Source organism: Sphingobium sp. HDIP04, from assembly GCF_000445085.1.
In the GTDB taxonomy this organism is placed as follows: domain Bacteria; phylum Pseudomonadota; class Alphaproteobacteria; order Sphingomonadales; family Sphingomonadaceae; genus Sphingobium; species Sphingobium indicum.
The window spans coordinates 14,303-31,800 of sequence record NZ_ATDO01000057.1; the positions used below are offsets into that span (position 1 = coordinate 14,303).

Annotated in this window: 18 protein-coding genes; 9 read left to right on the top strand and 9 right to left on the bottom strand. The window is 66.2% G+C overall.

Going from position 1 to position 17,498, the window contains the following annotated elements:
* The first annotated feature begins 87 nt into the window (after positions 1–87).
* Together sppA and rnr are read left to right on the top strand one after the other, a co-directional pair.
* The gene (gene sppA, locus L286_RS29670) at positions 88–1,986 is read left to right on the top strand and encodes a signal peptide peptidase SppA (protein ID WP_025161021.1); all 1,899 of its coding nucleotides are present in this window, start codon (positions 88–90) and stop codon (positions 1,984–1,986) included.
* Positions 1,987–2,261: 275 nt separating this feature from the next.
* Positions 2,262–4,625, top strand: coding sequence for a ribonuclease R (gene rnr, locus L286_RS29675; RefSeq protein WP_020821113.1), 2,364 nt, complete (start codon positions 2,262–2,264; stop codon positions 4,623–4,625).
* Positions 4,626–4,766: 141 nt separating this feature from the next.
* On the opposite strand, the gene L286_RS29680 is transcribed toward rnr, so the two are convergent.
* From L286_RS29680 to L286_RS29700, 5 genes are all read right to left on the bottom strand, one after another.
* Positions 4,767–5,087 (bottom strand): hypothetical protein, encoded by a 321-nt coding sequence (locus L286_RS29680; protein ID WP_007685251.1) that lies wholly within the window; start codon positions 5,085–5,087, stop codon positions 4,767–4,769.
* A 100-nt stretch (positions 5,088–5,187) separates the two neighbouring features.
* Entirely contained in the window at positions 5,188–6,564 is a 1,377-nt protein-coding gene (locus L286_RS29685; protein WP_020821111.1) for an MATE family efflux transporter, read from the bottom strand.
* A complete protein-coding gene (locus tag L286_RS29690; protein ID WP_020821110.1) occupies positions 6,564–7,493 on the bottom strand; it encodes a DUF808 domain-containing protein in 930 nt (309 codons plus the stop codon). The genes L286_RS29685 and L286_RS29690 overlap by 1 nt, the downstream gene beginning before the upstream one ends.
* A 114-nt stretch (positions 7,494–7,607) precedes the next feature.
* Positions 7,608–7,856, bottom strand: coding sequence for a hypothetical protein (locus tag L286_RS29695; RefSeq protein ID WP_020821109.1), 249 nt, complete (start codon positions 7,854–7,856; stop codon positions 7,608–7,610).
* Positions 7,853–8,194, bottom strand: a complete 342-nt coding sequence (locus tag L286_RS29700) for a hypothetical protein (protein ID WP_020821108.1) — start codon at positions 8,192–8,194, stop codon at positions 7,853–7,855. Before L286_RS29700 ends, L286_RS29695 begins: the two co-directional genes overlap by 4 nt.
* A 203-nt stretch (positions 8,195–8,397) precedes the next feature.
* Between L286_RS29700 and L286_RS29705 the strand changes: the two genes are divergently transcribed.
* The gene (locus tag L286_RS29705; RefSeq protein WP_013040550.1) at positions 8,398–8,703 is read left to right on the top strand and encodes a hypothetical protein; all 306 of its coding nucleotides are present in this window, start codon (positions 8,398–8,400) and stop codon (positions 8,701–8,703) included.
* A 29-nt stretch (positions 8,704–8,732) separates the two neighbouring features.
* Here the strand turns inward: L286_RS29705 and L286_RS29710 are convergent, their stop codons facing one another.
* From L286_RS29710 to L286_RS29725, 4 genes are read right to left on the bottom strand one after another with little or no spacing between them, the layout of a single operon-like run.
* Entirely contained in the window at positions 8,733–9,365 is a 633-nt protein-coding gene (locus L286_RS29710) for a trimeric intracellular cation channel family protein (protein WP_020821107.1), read from the bottom strand.
* 16 nt (positions 9,366–9,381) lie between these two features.
* Positions 9,382–9,921, bottom strand: a complete 540-nt coding sequence (locus tag L286_RS29715; protein ID WP_007685265.1) for a glutathione peroxidase — start codon at positions 9,919–9,921, stop codon at positions 9,382–9,384.
* A 35-nt stretch (positions 9,922–9,956) separates the two neighbouring features.
* Positions 9,957–10,682: a VIT1/CCC1 transporter family protein gene (locus tag L286_RS29720; protein WP_013040552.1), complete on the bottom strand. Its 726-nt coding sequence runs from the start codon at positions 10,680–10,682 to the stop codon at positions 9,957–9,959.
* Between the two features lie 59 nt (positions 10,683–10,741).
* Positions 10,742–12,601 (bottom strand): ABC-F family ATP-binding cassette domain-containing protein, encoded by a 1,860-nt coding sequence (locus L286_RS29725; RefSeq protein WP_020821106.1) that lies wholly within the window; start codon positions 12,599–12,601, stop codon positions 10,742–10,744.
* A 138-nt stretch (positions 12,602–12,739) separates the two neighbouring features.
* Here L286_RS29725 and L286_RS29730 point away from each other — a divergent pair, with 138 nt between their 5' ends.
* The 6 genes from L286_RS29730 (at position 12,740) to L286_RS47830 (ending at position 17,459) form a co-directional block, all read left to right on the top strand.
* Complete coding sequence (locus tag L286_RS29730) at positions 12,740–13,468, top strand: SIMPL domain-containing protein (protein WP_020821104.1); 729 nt, start codon at positions 12,740–12,742, stop codon at positions 13,466–13,468.
* A 202-nt stretch (positions 13,469–13,670) separates the two neighbouring features.
* Positions 13,671–14,009, top strand: a complete 339-nt coding sequence (locus L286_RS29735) for a hypothetical protein (protein ID WP_020821103.1) — start codon at positions 13,671–13,673, stop codon at positions 14,007–14,009.
* Positions 14,010–14,044: 35 nt separating this feature from the next.
* The gene (locus L286_RS29740) at positions 14,045–14,710 is read left to right on the top strand and encodes a response regulator transcription factor (RefSeq protein ID WP_007688191.1); all 666 of its coding nucleotides are present in this window, start codon (positions 14,045–14,047) and stop codon (positions 14,708–14,710) included.
* 163 nt (positions 14,711–14,873) lie between these two features.
* The gene (locus L286_RS29745; protein ID WP_020821102.1) at positions 14,874–16,178 is read left to right on the top strand and encodes a sensor histidine kinase; all 1,305 of its coding nucleotides are present in this window, start codon (positions 14,874–14,876) and stop codon (positions 16,176–16,178) included.
* Positions 16,178–16,528 carry a YbaN family protein gene (locus L286_RS29750; protein WP_020821101.1) on the top strand — a complete coding sequence of 117 codons (351 nt, stop codon included), beginning with the start codon at positions 16,178–16,180 and terminating at the stop codon, positions 16,526–16,528. Before L286_RS29745 ends, L286_RS29750 begins: the two co-directional genes overlap by 1 nt.
* 173 nt (positions 16,529–16,701) lie before the next feature.
* A protein-coding gene (locus L286_RS47830) for an IS5 family transposase (RefSeq protein WP_115288555.1) occupies positions 16,702–17,459 on the top strand; the annotation gives its coding sequence in 2 pieces (ribosomal slippage) (positions 16,702–17,038 and positions 17,038–17,459; 759 coding nt in all).
* The last annotated feature ends 39 nt before the right edge of the window (positions 17,460–17,498 follow it).

The window sequence follows — 17,498 nt, forward strand, 5'->3', positions numbered from 1 at the left end:
GGTTGCGCGGCCCCGGCCTGCCCCCACATTGCAGTCGGTCCGTCGATGGGATAGCCCACGCAGGATCTGAAGGAAGGAACCGGCGACTTGGCATTTGTGAAGGGCATGTGGCGCATATTGGTCGCCATCAAGGACGGGCTGGTGCTGCTGTTCCTGCTGATGTTCTTCGGGGCGCTCTATGCCGCCCTGTCCTGGTCGCCCAAGCCCGCGCAGAGCGTCGGCAGCGGCGCGCTGCTGCTGAAACTGGACGGGACCATCGTCGAACAGCCGTCCGAAATCGATCCGATGGCGCTGCTGACGGGCGGGAACGACCGGGCGAGGGAATATGGGCTGGCCGACATCGTCGCCGCGCTGGATGCCGCCAGGGACGACAGGAAGGTGAAGGCCGTCGTGCTGAACCTGGACGGTTTCATGGGCGGGGGCCAGGTGGCGCTGGCGCGCGTGGGCAAGGCGCTGGACGCGGTGCGCGCGGCGAAGAAGCCGGTCTTCGCCTATGCGACCATCTACAGCGACGACAGCTACCAACTGGCCGCCCATGCGAGCGAGAGCTGGGTGAACCCGCTGGGCGGCGTGGCGATCACCGGGCGCGGCGGATCGGGGCTTTATTACAAGAGACTGATCGACAAGCTGGGCGTCAACACCCATGTCTATCGCGTCGGCACCTACAAGAGCTTCGTCGAGCCTTTCACGCGGACCGAGCAGTCGCCCGAAGCCCGTCAGGCCAATCAGGCCCTGGCCGACGCCCTGTGGGAGGATTGGCGACAGGAAGTGGCCAAGGCGCGGCCCAGGGCGCGGCTGGCGGCCTATGTGCGCGATCCGGCGGGCCTCGCTGAGGCGGCTGGCGGCAATCTGGCGAAGGCGGCCGTGAGCGCCGGGCTGGTCGACCGGATGGGCGACGAAGCGGCCTTCGGCGCGCGGGTGGCCGAGGTTGCGGGCGATGCGCCGGACGACAAGGCCGGGGATTTCGCCGCCATCGACCTCAAAAACTACATGAAGGCCCACAAGCCCGCCAATGGCGGCGAGATCGGCGTGCTGACGATTGCAGGCGACATCGTCGATGGCGAGGCCGGACCGGGCACGGCGGCGGGAGACACGATTGCGGCGCTGCTGCGCAAGGCGCTGGCGGAGAAGGACTTGAAGGCGCTGGTGGTCCGGGTGGATTCGCCGGGCGGATCGGTGATGGCGTCGGAGAAGATCCGCAGCGCCATCATGGAAGCAAAGTCCGAAGGCCTGCCCATTGTGGCGTCCATGGGCAATGTGGCGGCCAGCGGCGGCTATTGGGTGTCGACGCCCGCCGATGTGATCTTCGCGGAGCCGGATACGATCACCGGCTCCATCGGCGTGTTCGGCATATTACCCAGCTTCGAGGGCACCTTGGCGAAGATCGGCGTCACCACCGACGGCGTGAAGACGACGCCGCTGTCGGGCCAGCCGGACATCGCCGGCGGCACCACGCCGGAATTCGACCGGATCATGCAGATGGGGGTCGAGGATATTTACGGCCGCTTCGTCGGACTGGTCGCGCAATCCCGCCGCAAGACCCCCCAGCAGATCGACGCCATTGCGCAAGGGCGCGTCTGGGACGGCGGCACGGCGCGACAGATCGGGCTGGTCGATCGCTTCGGCGGGCTGGAAGAGGCGGTTGCCGAGGCGGCGAAGCTGGCGAAGATCGATCCGGCCAAGGCCAGGCCCTATCGCATTGCCAGGGAACCTGACAAGTTCGCCGAGTTCGTCCAGTCGATCATGGATCGGGAGGATGAGGACGATGCCGGTGTGCCGGAAGCCATGGTGGGGCGCGACCTGCTCGGGCGGCAGGCGATCGTGCAGCGGAACTGGGCGTTGCAGGCCGTTGCCGACGTGCGCGCGCTGGTGAGCGGCGCGGGCGTGCGCGCCGATTGCCTGGAATGCCGGGGCTATGGCGCGCCGCGAGTGGCGAAAACGGATGAGCGGGGATTGGCGGCGCTGTTGCTGGGGCTTTGGCGGTGATGGGTGTTGCTTGCTGGTGATGGAAGCTGATGGCCGGTTTTTGGTCAGGAGCTGACATCAATTTTCCGTCACCCCGGACTTGATCCGGGGTCCCGCTGCCTTGGACGAGGCGGGCACTCAGAAAAGAAAGCGGGACCCCGGATCAAGTCCGGGGTGACGAATAAGGGAATGTCCGCTTTCCACCCCACGGGATTATGGCTCGGTCGCCGCGATTCGCATGATGCCTATCCCATGCGGCACTGGCATGTCGGTGCCCCTCTCCCTATAGCTGGTCCATGGCATCCACCGAAAAGAAGAAGAAAACCGACTCCGCACGGACCAAGGTTCGGCCCGCGGGCTTTCCGACGCGCGAGCAGGTGATGGATTTCATCGCCACGTCCGACCAGCCGGCCGGAAAGCGGGAGATCGCAAAGGCCTTCGGCCTCAAGGGGCAGGAGAAGATCGCGCTCAAGGCGCTGCTCAAGGACATGGCGGACGAAGGGCTGATCGACATCGGCCCGGCGCGGGCCTTCCACAAGATGGGCGGCGTGCCCAAGGTCACGGTGCTGCGGATCGTCGATGTCGACGACACCACCCTGATCGCCACGCCCGAACGCTGGGAGGCGGAGGGACACCCCGCACCCCGACTGCGCATCGTGGAGCGGGGAAAGCGCGGCGCGCTGACCATAGGCGACCGCATCCTGGCGCGGACGGAGGAGGCCGGGCGCGGCTGGGTCGCGCATCCGATGAAGAAGCTCGCCAAGGCCAGCGAGGAATTGCTGGGCGTGGTGGAGGAGGGAGAGGGCGGCAAGCTGTGGCTGCGCCCCGTCGACAAGCGCATCCGCCGGGACACGCCGATTTCCGACGCGGGGACCGCGAAGAAGGGCGACCTGGTGTTGGCCGAGCCGGTGGGGCGGCCTCCCCGGATCACGGCGCGGGTCACGGACATATTGGGCGATCCCTTCGCGCCGCGCAGCTTCAGCCTGATCGCGATCCACAAGCACGGCATTCCCCACGTCTTTTCCGAACATGTGGAGGAAGAGGCGGTGTCGGCTTCGAAACTGGCCCTGCATGAGGATAAGCGGGAGGATTTGCGGCATTTGCCCATCGTCGCCATCGATCCGGTCGATGCGCGGGACCATGACGACGCCGTCTGGGCCGCGCCCGATGACGATCCGGCCAATGCGGGCGGCTACAAGGCCATCGTCGCCATCGCGGACGTCAGCTATTATGTGCGGCCGGGCAGCGCGCTGGACCGTGAGGCCCGCAAGCGGGGGAACAGCGTTTATTTCCCCGATCTGGTCGTGCCGATGCTGCCGCACCAGCTTTCGTCCGACATGTGTTCGTTGCGGGCGGGCGAGGATCGGGCGGCGATGGCCTGTCACCTTGTCCTTGACGCTTCGGGCAAGGTGAAGAGCTGGCGCTTTTCCCGCGCTGTGATCCGGGTGGCGGCGGTGCTGGCCTATGAGGATGCGCAGGCGGCCATCGATGGGACATTGGATATTGCGGCTGATGACGCGTCGGCCCGCGCCCCGACCCCCTCCCGCCTGCGGGCGGGGGAGTTGCTGGAGACGGCGCTGAAGCCGCTCTGGGCCTGCTGGGCGTTGCTGCGCAAGGCGCGGGACAAGCGGGAGCCGCTGGCGCTGGACCTGCCGGAACGGCGGGTGGTGCTGGACGACTATGGCAAGATCGTCAGCGTCGCGGTGCGCGAGCGGCTGGACGCGCATATGCTGATCGAGGATTATATGATCGCCGCCAATGTCGCGGCGGCCAAGGCGCTGGAGGCCAAGAAGGCGCCGGTCATGTACCGCGTCCATGAACCGCCGAGCCGGGACAAGCTGGTCGCGTTGAAGGACTATCTGGCGACCTTCGGCATCGAATTCGCCCTGGGGCAGGTGGTGAGGCCTGCGACCTTCAACCGGCTGATCGAACGGGTCGGGGAAGCGGAGGAAAAGCCCCAGATCATGGAGCAGATCCTGCGCAGCCAGACCCAGGCCTATTATGCGCCGTCCAATCTGGGCCATTTCGGGCTGGCCTTGGGTTCCTATGCCCATTTCACCTCGCCCATCCGGCGCTATGCGGACCTGCTGGTGCACCGGGCGCTGGTGGGCGCCTATGGGCTGGAACTGCCCGCGCCCAAGGGGGACATTCCCGACCGATCCTCCCTGAGCGGCGAGGATATGGAGAATATGGGCCGCGTGGGCGAGATGATCAGCCAGCATGAGCGCCGCGCCATGGAGGCGGAGCGCGAGACCATCGACCGCTATGTCGCGGCCTTCCTGGCGGCGCATGTCGGCGATCTGGTGGAGGCGCGGATCACCGGCGTGCAGAGCTTCGGCTTCTTCGCCACGGTGGAGGGGCTGGGCGGCGACGGGCTGGTGCCGGTGTCGACGCTGGGCGACGAACGCTTCTTCTATGACGAGGTCGGCCGGGCGCTGGAGGGCGTGGAGAGCGGGGATCGCTACACGGTCGGGCAGCGGCTGGCATTGCGGCTGGCGGAGGCGGACCCGATCAACGGATCGCTGCGCTTCGAACTGCCCGACGCCCCGCCCCAGCGGCCGAGCTTCAAGAAGGACCGGGTACGCCCCGGCAGCGCCCGGCGCGGGCGGCCCGCCAATGTCCGGCACATCGGATCGAAAAGGGGCAAGCATCGGCGGTAAGGGGGCCGCGTGCCTCCAGACACCATGTGCTCCTGCGCAGGCAGGAGCACATGGTGTCGGAACTTGAACCGGACAAACCCCAACGGAAAAGGGCGGCCCCGCAGGACCGCCCTTTTCCAACGCCGAACCTGCCGCGAGACCTCAGGCCGCTGCGCTCTCCGGCTCCACCGCGAACAGGGTCACGCCCTTATACTTGCTGTCGGCCTGATCGTAGAGGCCGTGCATCGCCTCGAACTTCTCCTCGATCAGGCTGACGTCGTTCAGTCCCGCCAGCTTGAACGTGCCCAGCTTCAGCTCCCGCGGCGGGCGGCCGTCGCGCTCTATCGTCACCGCGTCGATGAACATTTCGTCATGGCGCGTGTACAGGATGTGCGGGGCGAGCTTCACGACCATCTTGTTATAGGTCGCCATCAGACATTTCTGAAGCGCAATCGCCTCGAAGAACATGGTAGGAGCGGTCATAATACGCTTTCCATTACCGATTTGACGCGCCGGTTCAATTGCTTTGTGCGTCGCACCATCACCTGCCGACGCAATCCGGCGCATTCGCAAGACGAGTGAATCAAGCCTTTCCCTTGTGCGGCAGAAGATGTAGCTTCTCGCGCAGGGTCCAGCGCGCCACCAGCAGCAGCGCGACCGCGCCCAGCCCGCTTGCAAGGCCCAGCCAGATGCCCAGGCCCTGCAATCCCAGGGGAAAGGCCAGGATGACGCCGACTCCGATGCCGATCACCCAATAGCCGATCAGGGCGAAGATCATCGGCACGCGCGTATCCTGAATGCCCCTCAGCACGCCCGCGCCAACCGCCTGCGCGGCGTCCACCAACTGGAACAGCGCGGCGACCCCCAGGAAACCGACCGCCAGCGTCGCCGTCCGTCCATTGGCGGGATCGGAAAGGTCCAGAAAGGCGGAGATCAGCATGCGCGGAAAGGCGATGAGCATCGCCGCCGCCAGCAGCGCGAATCCGGTGCCGATCGCCAGCGCCAGCCAGCCGGCGCGCCCGACCGCCGCCAGGTCGCCCTTTCCATAGGCGAGGCCCACGCGCACGGTCGCCGCCTGGCCGATGCCCATCGGGACCATGAAGACGAGCGCGGCGATCTGGATCGCGACGGCATGCGCCGCCAGCGAATCGCGGTCGATCAATCCCATCAGGAAGGCGGAGGCGTTGAACACCGTCGTCTCCAGCCCCAGGGTGATGGCGATGGGCAGGCCCAGCGCCCAGACGGCGCGGTGCCGTTCCCGGTCGCGGGTCCAGAATCGCCCCAGCAGGCGATAGCGGCGGAACCGCCGGTCGATCAGGATGACCGACAGCAGACCCAGGAACAGGAAGGATGAGGACAGGCTGCTGGCGATGCCCGCGCCGAAAATTCCCAGCGCGGGGAAACCGAAATGCCCGAAGATCAGGGCCCATCCCGCCAGCAGGTTGAACGGGATGGCGCAGACCATGATGACCAGGCCCCAGACCGGCCGTTCCAGCGCGGCGATGAAGTTGCGCAGCGTGGTGAAGCCCAGAAAGGGCAGCAGCGCCCATTGCAGCCCGCGCATCAGTTCGCCCGCCTGCCCCGCCAGGTCGGCCTCCTGCCCCATCAGCAGCAGGATGGATTCGCTTTCCCACAGCAGCGCCCAGGCGGGCAGCACGAACAGCGTCGCCGCGCGCAGCGTCTGGTGCACGGTCCGCCGGACGTCGCGCACCGAATGCAGCCGCCGTCCCCGCTCCGTGGCGATCAGCGGCGCGGCGGCGGTGACCAGGCCCATGCCGAAGATCAGCAGCGCGTTGAACAGGTTGATGGCCAGCGCGCCCGACGCCACCGCGCCCGCGCCCAGCCGGCCGAGCAGCAGCAGGTCCGTCGCCGCGATGCCGGCCCAGGCGATATTGCCCGCGATCATCGGCAGCGCGAGCGCCGTCAGCGCCCCGGCCTCCAGGCGCCAGGGTGAACGCATCAATGCTTTTTGAAAAGGTGCAGCACCGCCACGACGATGCCGCCGACGATCAGGCCGACAAGGCCCGCGCCCACCGCGTTCACGACCCATTCCACCGCCGGAGCGATGGCGGGCAGGCCATGGGCGGCGCCCGCCGCGACATGATGGATGGCGCCGGGGATAAGATCCCAGTGGAATTCATGCAGCCCGTGGACGATCAGCCCGCCGCCGACCCAGAGCATCGCCGCCGTGCCGACAACGCTCAATATCCCCATCAGCACCGGCATGGCCTTCACCATCGCCCGGCCCAGCATGCGCGCGCCGGCCGAGCGCCGTTCCGCCAGATGCAGGCCGATATCGTCCATCTTCACGATGAAGCCGACGACGCCATAGACGCCCGCGGTGATCAGGAAGGCGACGACGACCAGGATGATCGCCTGCTCCCAGATCGGTTCCGCCGCCACGGTGCCGAGCGCGATCGCCATGATCTCGCCCGACAGGATGAAGTCGGTGCGGATCGCGCCGGAGACCTTCTGGTCCTCCAATTCCGCGGAACTGTGCGTTTCCAGCGCCTCTTCGGCCAGATCATGGCCGCCCTGCACCGCTTCGAGCAGCTTTTCCGCCGCTTCGAAACAGAGGAACGCCCCGCCCAGCATCAGCAGGGGAGGCAACAGCCAAGGCGCGACGGCGCTCAGCACCAGCGCGGCGGGAAGCAGGAACAGCAGCTTGTTGCGCAGCGAACCCTTGGCGATCTTCCAGATGATGGGCAGTTCGCGGTCCGGCGTCAGGCCCATGACATAGCGCGGCGTGACGGCAGTGTCGTCAATCACGACGCCTGCCGCCTTTGACCCCGCCTTGCCAGCGGCGGCGGCGACATCGTCCAGCGAACTGGCTGTGAGCTTGGCAATCCCCGCTACGTCGTCGAGCAGCGCGATCAGACCCGAAGGCATTGATGTTATTCCCCTGTTGGCCCGGCATGGGGCCGGCAGCCGCCTCAATAGAGGCGGGGCATAAGCGGCGCAATGGATTGGGAAGCGATCTGATCGATAAGGCGGCCCGGCGCCTCAATGCAGGCCGCGATAATTGCCGGGCGGGTCGCTGGCGGGGAAACTTTCATCGATCTGCTCGTCCACCATGTCCCAGTCGCGCGCGTCGATATGCTGTTCGTCCGGCCCCGCGTCGCGCACGGGGCCGGACGAGAAGCCCGTCCCGCGATGGGCGCCCGCGTCGCGCCCCGCCTGCAGTTCCTTCCATCCCCGCCAGAGGACGGCGCCCAGCCCGGTGACGAATGCGAGTTTCAACAACCCCTTCATTTCGGCTTCTCCTGTGTTTCGTGCAGATGGACCCATTCGGCCCGGTTGCCGCTGACGGTATCGGGCGTCAGCGGGATGTCGCCTTCCTCATCGGCGCCGCCGGGCGGTTCCACGGAGGGCGCGGAGGCGATGGACCAGCGCTGGCGCAGCGCCGCATCGATCATCGCCCGCCAGATGCGGTCGTCGCCCGCCTGCCGCATGACATCGTCGGGATCCTTGATGATGGCGAGCAGGCCGGCGGCGGCCTCCACCTGTTCCTGCCAGCGGTCCGGGTGCGGATCGGGATGGCCCGACGCCAGATGACGCGCCAGACGTTCGAGAAGAGTGCGCTGCTCCATGCGCTGGTGAACGCAGGCCGGACCGCCCTGTTCCCCTTGGGCGTGTGGGGATTCAGTTCAGGGGGAGGCGAAAATAGTGGAATTCGAGAAACTCGAAACGAGGCTTGCGACTCGTTCTCCCCTAATTCGTGACGCCTGTGCAGCGATGTGAACGGCCCGACGCATCGATCGTTGAAGCCGCATGCAAGCAGAAGGAGACGGTCATGCCCCAGGGCGACAAGAGCAGCTACACCGACAAGCAGAAGCGCAAGGCGGAGCATATCGAGCAGGGTTATGAGGATCGCGGCGTATCCCGCGGGGAAGCGGAACGGCGCGCCTGGGCGACCGTCAACAAGGAATCGGGCGGCGGCAACAAGTCCGGTTCCGGCCGGGGCAAGCCGGACAGCCATGCCTCCTCGCGCAAGGGCGGGAAGAAGGGCGGCGCGGCATCGGCCCGTCGGCCGGCCGCGGATCGTTCCGCCGCCGCCAGGAAGGGCTGGGAAACCCGGCGGAAAAAGGCGCAGGGTTGACGGCGGAGACCATCCACCGATTTTTTGGCTCAGTCTTCCGGACGGTAATGCGGCAGCGAGAGTCCCTTGCGGATCGCGACGGCCCGCAGCACGAAACCGACCAGCGCGGCGATAAGGCCCGCGACGGGAACGTCCAGCCCCACCCAGCGCAGGAAGACGAACAGGCCCGAAGCCAGCGCAGCCGCCGTCACGTACAGTTCCGGCCGCAGCAATATGGACGGCTCGCCCGCCAGCAGGTCGCGCATGATGCCTCCCACGCAGCCGGTGACGACGCCCATCATCGCCGCGACCAGCGGAGGCACGCCATAGCTCATCGCCTTGGCCGCGCCATAGACGGCGAAGGCGGCGAGCCCCACCGCGTCCAGCCAGTCGAGAGCGCTGTCGCTCCACAAGCGGCGCGGGGTGAACCAGACAAGCAGCGCCGCCATCATGCAGGCAATGGCGGGCACCGCGTCGCGAACCCAGAAAACGGGCGCGCCGATCAACAGGTCGCGGACAGTCCCGCCCCCCACCCCCGTCACCAGCGCGAAGAAGGCGAAGGTGACGAGCGTCTGGCGCAGGCGCGCTGCCGCCAGCGCCCCGGACGCGGCGAAAACGAATGTGCCGACGATGCCGAGCGTCTCGAGCACCGGGCCGATCTGCGGCAGCAGCGTCTGGTTCATGGCGCGGCGCCGGGCGCTATTTCGCCAGTTCCGCCTCTATCGCCGCCACCAGGCCGGCATCGTCGGGCGCGGTCGAGGGTGCAAAGCGGGCGGCGACGCTGCCGTCCTTCGCGATCAGGAACTTTTCGAAATTCCAGAGCACTTCGGGCTCCGGATTGGGCGTGATGCCATAGCCGACCAGCTTTTCGCGGAACTGGGCGCCCTCCCCCCGCGCATTTGGCTGCGCGCCGATCAGCGCGGCGTAGAGCGGATGCTTTTCAGGCCCGGCAACGACGATCTTCTCGAACATCGGGAAGTCGACGCCGAAATGGGTGGTGCAGAAGGTCGCGATCTCCTCGTTGCTGCCCGGCTCCTGCGCGCCGAAATCATTGGCGGGGAAGCCGGCGACGACCAGCCCCTTGTCCCTATAGTCGCGATAGAGCTTTTCCAGCCCCTCATATTGCGGGGTCAGGCCGCATTGGGAGGCGACGTTGACCACCAGCACCACCTTGCCCGCATAGTCGGCCAGGCTGGCGTCGGCGCCCTTGATGGTCTTGAGCGGAATCTGCTGGATCATGGCAAGCTCTCCTTGGGATGGACGGTTCCCCCCAATCATATGGCAGCGCCAAAAAGTTTGCCTACCCCGGAGGTCGCAAGCATCGCGAAAACGCCCCAGAAGACGACGCGAGCCACCGCCCGCGCCGCCCCGCCCCCGCCGAGCCGGGCGCCGACATAGCCAAGCATCGCCAGGCACAGCAACGAGGTGACGGCGACAGCGGCGATGGCGTTCGACGGACTGGCGACGGCGGCCAGCACGGGGGCGACGGCGCCGGCGGAGAAGGTCGCGGCGGAGGTCAGCGCCGCCTGGATCGGGCGGGCGGTGCTGACTTCGGAAATGCCCAGTTCGTCCCGCGCATGGGCGGCCAGCGCGTCGGCATTCATCAACTGCGTCGCCACCTGGCCCGCAAGGTCCGCCGTCAGCCCGCGGTCGACATAGATGTCGCGCAACTCCTCCCATTCCACATGGGGTTGCTGGGCCAGCGCCTTCTTCTCCTTGGCCAGGTCGGCGCGTTCGGTGTCGGACTGGGCGCTGACGGAGACATATTCGCCCGCCGCCATCGACATGGCGCCCGCGACCAGCGCCGCTATGCCCGACAGCAGGATCGTCTCCCGCGCCGCGCCGGAGGCGGCGATGCCGGTCAGCAGGCTGGCGGTCGAGACGATGCCGTCATTGGCGCCCAGCACGGCGGCGCGCAGCCAGCCGACGCGGTTGACATAATGGACGGCGTGATGGCCGTCGATCATGTCGTTATCCTGCATCGTCGCGGATTGTTCCATGCATATTTCCCCTGGCTGGCTGCTCTGGCTAACAGATGAGGGGATTGGCGCAAGGCCTTCTAGCCGCCCAGCCCCTCGGCCTTTTCCGCCAATTCCAGCCAGCGTTCCTCCGCCGCGTCCTTTTCGGCGCGGGCCTTTTCGATGGCCTTGGTGAGGGCGTCGAACCTCGCCGGATCGCGGCTGTAGAGATTGGGGTCGGCCAAAGCTTCCTCGTCGCGGGCGATGGCGGCCTCCATCTCCTCTATGCGCTGGGGGATCAGGTCGAAATCGCGCTGGTCCTTGTAGCTGAGCTTGGTCGCGGCGCTTTTCTGCGGCGGGGGCGTGGCGGCCTTCTTCTCCTGCCTTGGCGCGTTCTTCGGCTGGCGCTTGGCAACCCAGTCGGCATAGCCGCCGACGATCACGTCGACTGTGCCGGAACCGTCGAGACCCAGCGTGACGGTGACGGTGCGGTCCAGGAAATCGCGGTCGTGGCTGACGATCAAGACAGTGCCTTCATAGTCGGCGATCACTTCCTGGAGCAGGTCGAGCGTTTCCAGGTCCAGGTCGTTGGTCGGCTCGTCGAGCACCAGCAGGTTCGATTCGCGGGCGAATTCGCGGGCGAACAGGAGCCGCGAGCGTTCGCCGCCCGACAGCGTGCCCACCTTCGCCTCTGCCAGCGAAGGATCGAAGAGAAATTCCTTCAGATAGCCGTGGACATGCTTGCGCACGCCGCGCACGTCGATCCAGTCGCCGCCTTCGGCCAGCACGTCGCGAACCCGCTTGTCGGGCTGCATCAGGCTGCGCTGCTGGTCGATGAAGATCATGTCGAGCGACTTGGCCTGCCTGACCTCGCCGCTATCGGGCTTGAGTTCGCCGGTCAGCAGTTTCAGCAGCGTGGTCTTGCCCGCGCCGTTGCCGCCGACGATGCCGATGCGGTCGCCGCGCTGGATGCGCAGGGAGAAATCCTTGATGACCGTGCGCCCCGGCAGTCCAGCCCCGTTCGTGCCGGGCGAAGCCGAGACGCCATCGGACTGCCGCTTCTCGACTTCGCTCGAAGCGAACGGAGGGAAGGATTTGGTCACATGTTCGGCGGTGATGACACTCTTCGTCTTGTTGTCATCGCTGGCGACGGCGATCTTCGCGACGCCCTGCGGCCCGACCATGGCGGCGCGCTGGGCGCGCATTTCCCAGAGTTTGGCGAGACGGCCCTGGTTGCGCTTGCGCCGGGCGGTGACGCCGCGCTCCAGCCAATGGGCCTCGATCTTGAGCTTGGCGTCCAGTTTCTCGGCGGCGCGGGCTTCCTCGGCATAGACGGCTTCCATCCATTCCTCGAAACCGCCGAAGCCGATTTCGTTGCGGCGGATGCCGCCCCGGTCGAGCCACAGCGTCTGGCGCGTCAGCCGGGTCAGGAAGGCGCGGTCGTGGCTGATGACGACGAAGGCGCCATTATAGCGGCCGAGCCAGCCCTCCAGCCAATCGATGGCGTCGATGTCGAGATGGTTGGTCGGCTCGTCCAGCAGCAGCAGGTCGGGTTCGCTGGCCAGTGCGCGGGCGATGGCGGCGCGGCGGCGCTCGCCCCCCGACGCGGTGGCGGCTTCGCGGTTGAGGTCGGTGCCGAGCTGGCTGGCGATGGCGTCCACCTCATGGGCGGGCGGCGCGAATTGGCCCGCCAGCGCGAAGTCGCGCAGCGTGGCGAAGCCGCTGACGTCGGGATCCTGCTCCAGCATGATGACGCGGGCGCCGGGGCGGACCGAACGGGTGCCCTCGTCCGGTTCGATCTGCGCGGCGATGAGCTTCAGCAGCGTGGTCTTGCCCGCGCCGTTGCGCCCGATCAGCGCCAGCCGATCCCGCTCCCCGACGAAAATGTCGAGATTGCGGAAAAGCCAGTGGGTGCCCTGCGACAGGCCGAGATTTTCGAAGGAAAGGATGGGAGCCGCCATGGCGGTGCAGCTAGGCTTTCCGGGGGTCGAGGGCAAGAGGGGGAACCCGAAGCTGTCTGACGGCTTTCAACGCATGTCAGCGTCCGTTCATCGCAGCCGTTACAATGAGGCTGCATTGCTTCCTGAGGAGAAAGCCCTGTGAAATCCATGTTCGTCCTGGCCGCCCTTGGCGCCGCCCTGCCCGTCGCGGCGGTCGCTCAGACCAGCGTCACCATCGCCGAAACCGCGCCGGTCGTGACGCTGAACGTTACGGAAACGGTGGAAGCGGCGCCGGATATGGCGACGGTCGGCACCGGGGTCCAGACCCGCGCCCAGACCGCCGCGCAGGCGATGCGCGACAATGCGGTGCAGATGGACAGGCTGATCGCCGCGCTGGTGAAGGCGGGAATCCCCAAGAAGGACATCCAGACCAGCGGCATCAATCTGAGCGCGCAATATGATTACAGCAATCGCGACGGGCAGCCGAGCGGACCGCGCTTCATTGGGTATGAAGCGTCGAACCAGCTTTCGGTGAAGCTGCGCGACATCAAGAAGGTCGGGACGCTGCTGGATACGATGGTGGAGGCCGGGGCGACCAATGTGAATGGGCCGAGCTTCTCGATCAGCGATCCGACGCTGATGCTGGCGCAGGCGCGGGCGGCGGCGTTGAAGACCGCGAAGGCGCAGGCGGATTTCTATGCGCAGGCAGCGGGTTATCGCGCGGCGCGGCTGGTTTCGCTGGCGGAGAGCAACAGCGGCGGCCAGCCGCCCATGCCGATGATGGTGACGGCGCGGTTCAAGGCGGACGCGGCGCCAGCGACGCCGGTGGAGCCGGGACAGGTCGGGTCTTCTGTGACGCTGACGGTGCAGTATGCGCTGGAGAAATAAGACGGCGGGGTGGGTTTTGGCCAGTTGCTGTCATTCTTCTCCCCTCCCGTAAACGGGAGGGGCCGGGGGTGGGTCGCCGCGTCAGCGGCGTTCTTCCCTGGTCGAGAAGGCGGAAGCTCGCTGCGCTCGCACCCACCCCCTAACCCCTCCCGCCTGCGGGAGGGGGGATGATGACTTCCCCTCCCCATTCACCACCTGTTCAATGGTTCGCGGCTATGCCAAGGTCATGAAAATGATGCGGTTCAGACTGATAGCAGGCTTGGGAGCCATGGCAGCGCTTTTCGCGGCGAATCCTTCCGCTTATGCCGACAGCCAGCGCGACGAGCAGGATGCCGCGCGCCGCGCCATGCTGGACGGGCAGGTCATGCCCTTTTCCGTCATCAAGCGCCGGGTCGACGCCGCCATGGGCGGGGCGACCTATCTGGGCAGCGAATTCAATCCCTCCACCAACCGTTATCGCCTGAAATATGTGAAGGACGGCAAGGTGCTATGGGTTGATGCGGACGGTCGCACGGGCGATATAATCGGCTGGGCGCGTTAGTCGCGCTGACAGCATAATAACGGAAACGGGGCCATATGCGTCTGCTGATCGTCGAAGATGAACCGAGCCTTGGGCAACAGCTCCGCAACACGCTGGAGGGCGCGGGCTATGCCGTGGACCTGGCCGATGATGGCGAGGACGGGCATTTCCTGGGCGCGACCGAAAGCTATGACGCGGTGGTGCTGGACCTGGGCCTGCCGACCATCGACGGGCTGACCGTGCTGGACCGCTGGCGCAAGGAAGGCCGGGGCTTTCCCGTGCTGGTGCTGACGGCGCGGGATAGCTGGTCGGACAAGGTCGCCGGGCTGGACGCGGGCGCGGACGACTATCTGGCCAAGCCGTTCCAGAGCGAGGAACTGATCGCCCGGCTGCGCGCCCTGATCCGCCGCGCTTCGGGCAATGCGTCGAGCGAACTGACGGCGGGCGACGTGCGGCTGGACACGCGTTCGGGCAAGGTGACGCTGAAGGGCGAGCCGGTGAAGCTGACCGCGCAGGAATATAAGCTGCTGTCCTACCTCCTCCACCACAAGGGCAAGGTGGTGAGCCGCACCGAGCTGATCGAGCATATCTATGATCAGGATTTCGACCGCGATTCCAACACCATCGAGGTGTTCGTGACCCGCATCCGCAAGAAGCTGGGCGCGGACGTCATCACGACGATCCGGGGCCTGGGCTATAGCCTGGATGAACCGGGGCGGTAACGCCAACCTCCGTTCGGGCTGAGCTTGTCGAAGCCTTGTTCTTCTCAAAGAAAGTGCGGCCCTTCGACAAGCTCAGGGCGAACGGAGATACAGGCTTGATCGTCTTTTGACCGATCTCCCCTCCCCTTCGCAGGTCCGTTCCACCGGATCGCTCAGCCGCCGGATGACCGGCATCGCGGCGCTGTGGATCAGCCTGCTGCTGCTGGGCGGCGGGCTGGCGCTGGACCGGGTGCTGTCCGACGCGATCACGCGCAATTTCGACGACGGGATGAACTATGTCCTGACCGCCATGATCGCATCGGCGGAGATCGGCCCGGACGGCGAGGTGCTGTTCAACCGCGAACCCGCCGACCAGCGGTTCCTGGAGCCCAATAGCGGCATCTATTACCAGATCAGCGGCAAGGGGCATGAGGATTGGCGGTCGCGTTCGCTGTGGGACCGGGCGCTGAAGGTCAATCCGGAGCATCAGGACGACGCCCCGCACATCTATGACAGCGACCAGTTCCCGGGCGAAGACCTGCGCGTGATGGAACGCAGCATCATCCTGCCCGGATCGCGCACGCGATGGATGTTCATGGTAGCGCAGGCGCGCGAAGGGCTGGACGCGCAGATCAGGACGCTTCGATCGACCCTGTTCGAGAGCTTTGCCCTGTTGGCGCTGGGGCTGATCGTGCTGGCCACCTTGCAGACCATTTACGGCCTGCGCCCGCTGCGCAAGGTGCGGCAGGAGATCGTGCGCATGCGCGGGGGCGAGAAGAACCGCGTGACCGAGCCGATGCCCGCCGAAGTGCTGCCCATGGTGGAGGAATTGAACGCCCTGCTGGCCCATAATGAGCGACAGGCGGAGGAGGCGCGGACCCATGCGGGCAATCTGGCCCATGCGCTCAAGACGCCGCTGACCGTGATCATGAACGCCGCGACCGCCCAGTCGCCGGACCTGGGCGACACGGTGATCCGCGAGGCGACGACGATGCGGCGGCAGGTCGACCATCATCTGGCGCGGGCGCGGGCCGTCGGGCGGCGCGGCGCGGCGCACAGCCGGGCGGAAGTTTGGGCCAGCCTGGAGGCGGTGGAGCGCGCCGTCCAGCGGCTCTATCCCGAAGTGCGCATCGACATGGACGGCGACAAGGAAGCCGCCGTGCGGGTGGAACGGCAGGACCTGGACGAGATGCTGGGCAATCTGGTCGAGAACGCCGCCAAATATGGCGGGGGCAGCGTATTCGCGACCGTGGGGCGCAAGGAATCGATGGTCGAGATCATGGTCGAGGATGACGGCATGGGCATTCCGGAGGCGGACCGGATGCGGATTTTCGACCGGGGCGTCAGGCTGGATTCCGGGAAGCCGGGGACCGGGCTTGGCCTGGCCATCGTGCGGGACGTCGCGGAAATCTATGGCGGATCGGTGACGCTGGAGGAAAGCGAGGATCTGGGCGGCGCGCTGGTCCGGTTGCGGCTGCCCGCGGCCTGATGCGGCGGCGTTTCTATCTTGCCTGCGGCTTCCTGTCATTGGGGCTGGGGGCGATCGGCGCCTTCCTGCCGCTGTTGCCGACCGTGCCGTTCATGATCCTGGCCGCCTTCTGCTTCGCGCGGTCCAGCCCGGCGCTGGAGGCGCGGTTGCTGGAGCATCGCCATTTCGGGCCGCATATCCGGCGCTGGCGGGAAAGAGGCGCGATCAGCCGGCGGGGGAAGAAGGCGGCGCTGGCGGCCTTTGCGTTCAGCGGGGTGCTGGCGTTGTTCCTGTCGCCCTTTCCCTGGTGCCTGATCCCGGTAGCCGCCGCGCTGATCGGCGGAACCTGGATATGGACGCGGCCGGAGTGAATGGAAGGCGGGACGGATCGGGGCAGCGGAACCCCGGATCAAGCCCGGAGTGACGAAGGAAGGAGTGGCGGAAATCCACCCGTGCCGGCTGATCCGCGTTCCCTAAGGCTTGTTGAGATTCAGGATTCCCCTTTAGGCTTTGATCTGATTCAAGCTCCTTGAAGGAGTTTGTGATGGAAGCTGAACGACTTGTCCTTCGGGACGATCAGTGGGCAAAGATGGCGCCATATTGTCTTGGCAAGGCAAGCGATCCGGGTCGGAGCGGCCACGACAATCGGCTATTTCTGGAGGCGGTGTTGTGGATTGCGCGCACGGGCAGTCCATGGCGTGATCTTCCGGCTGCATTCGGGAAGTGGAACACGATCTTCAAGCGCTATCGGGATTGGGTGAAAGCCGATGTTTTCCAACGGCTTTTCGACGCCGCGTCGGATGATCCAGACATGGAGTTTGCAATGGTCGATGGCACGATCGTCAAGGTCCACCGCCACGGCCAGGGCGCAAAAGGGGGACTCAAAGCCAGGCCATAGGGCGGTCGAAGGGCGGCATGACCACCAAGATCGTCGCACTCACGGATGCCTTGGGCAATCTCGTTCGCTTCGTGCTGCTACCGGGTCAGCGCTGCGACATCATAGGTGTCCCGCCCCTCATCGAGAACCTCGCCTTCGCTGGCTTCATGGCCGACAAGGCGTTCGACACCAACGCCATCATTGCTGAACTCGACGCGCGGGGCGCAAGGGTCGTGATCTCACAGCATCCCGGACGGGCCAGCAAGCGCCGGATCGACGCAGAACTCTACAAATGGCGTCACCTCATCGAGAACTTCTTCTGCAAACTCAAGGAGTTCAAACGAATCGCCATGCGTTCCGACAAGACCGATCAGAGCTTCTCAGCCATGATCTATCTCGCCAGTGCCGTCATCAACTCTCGATGAATCTCAACAAGCCTTAGGGTGTATCGACATTCAGATGAT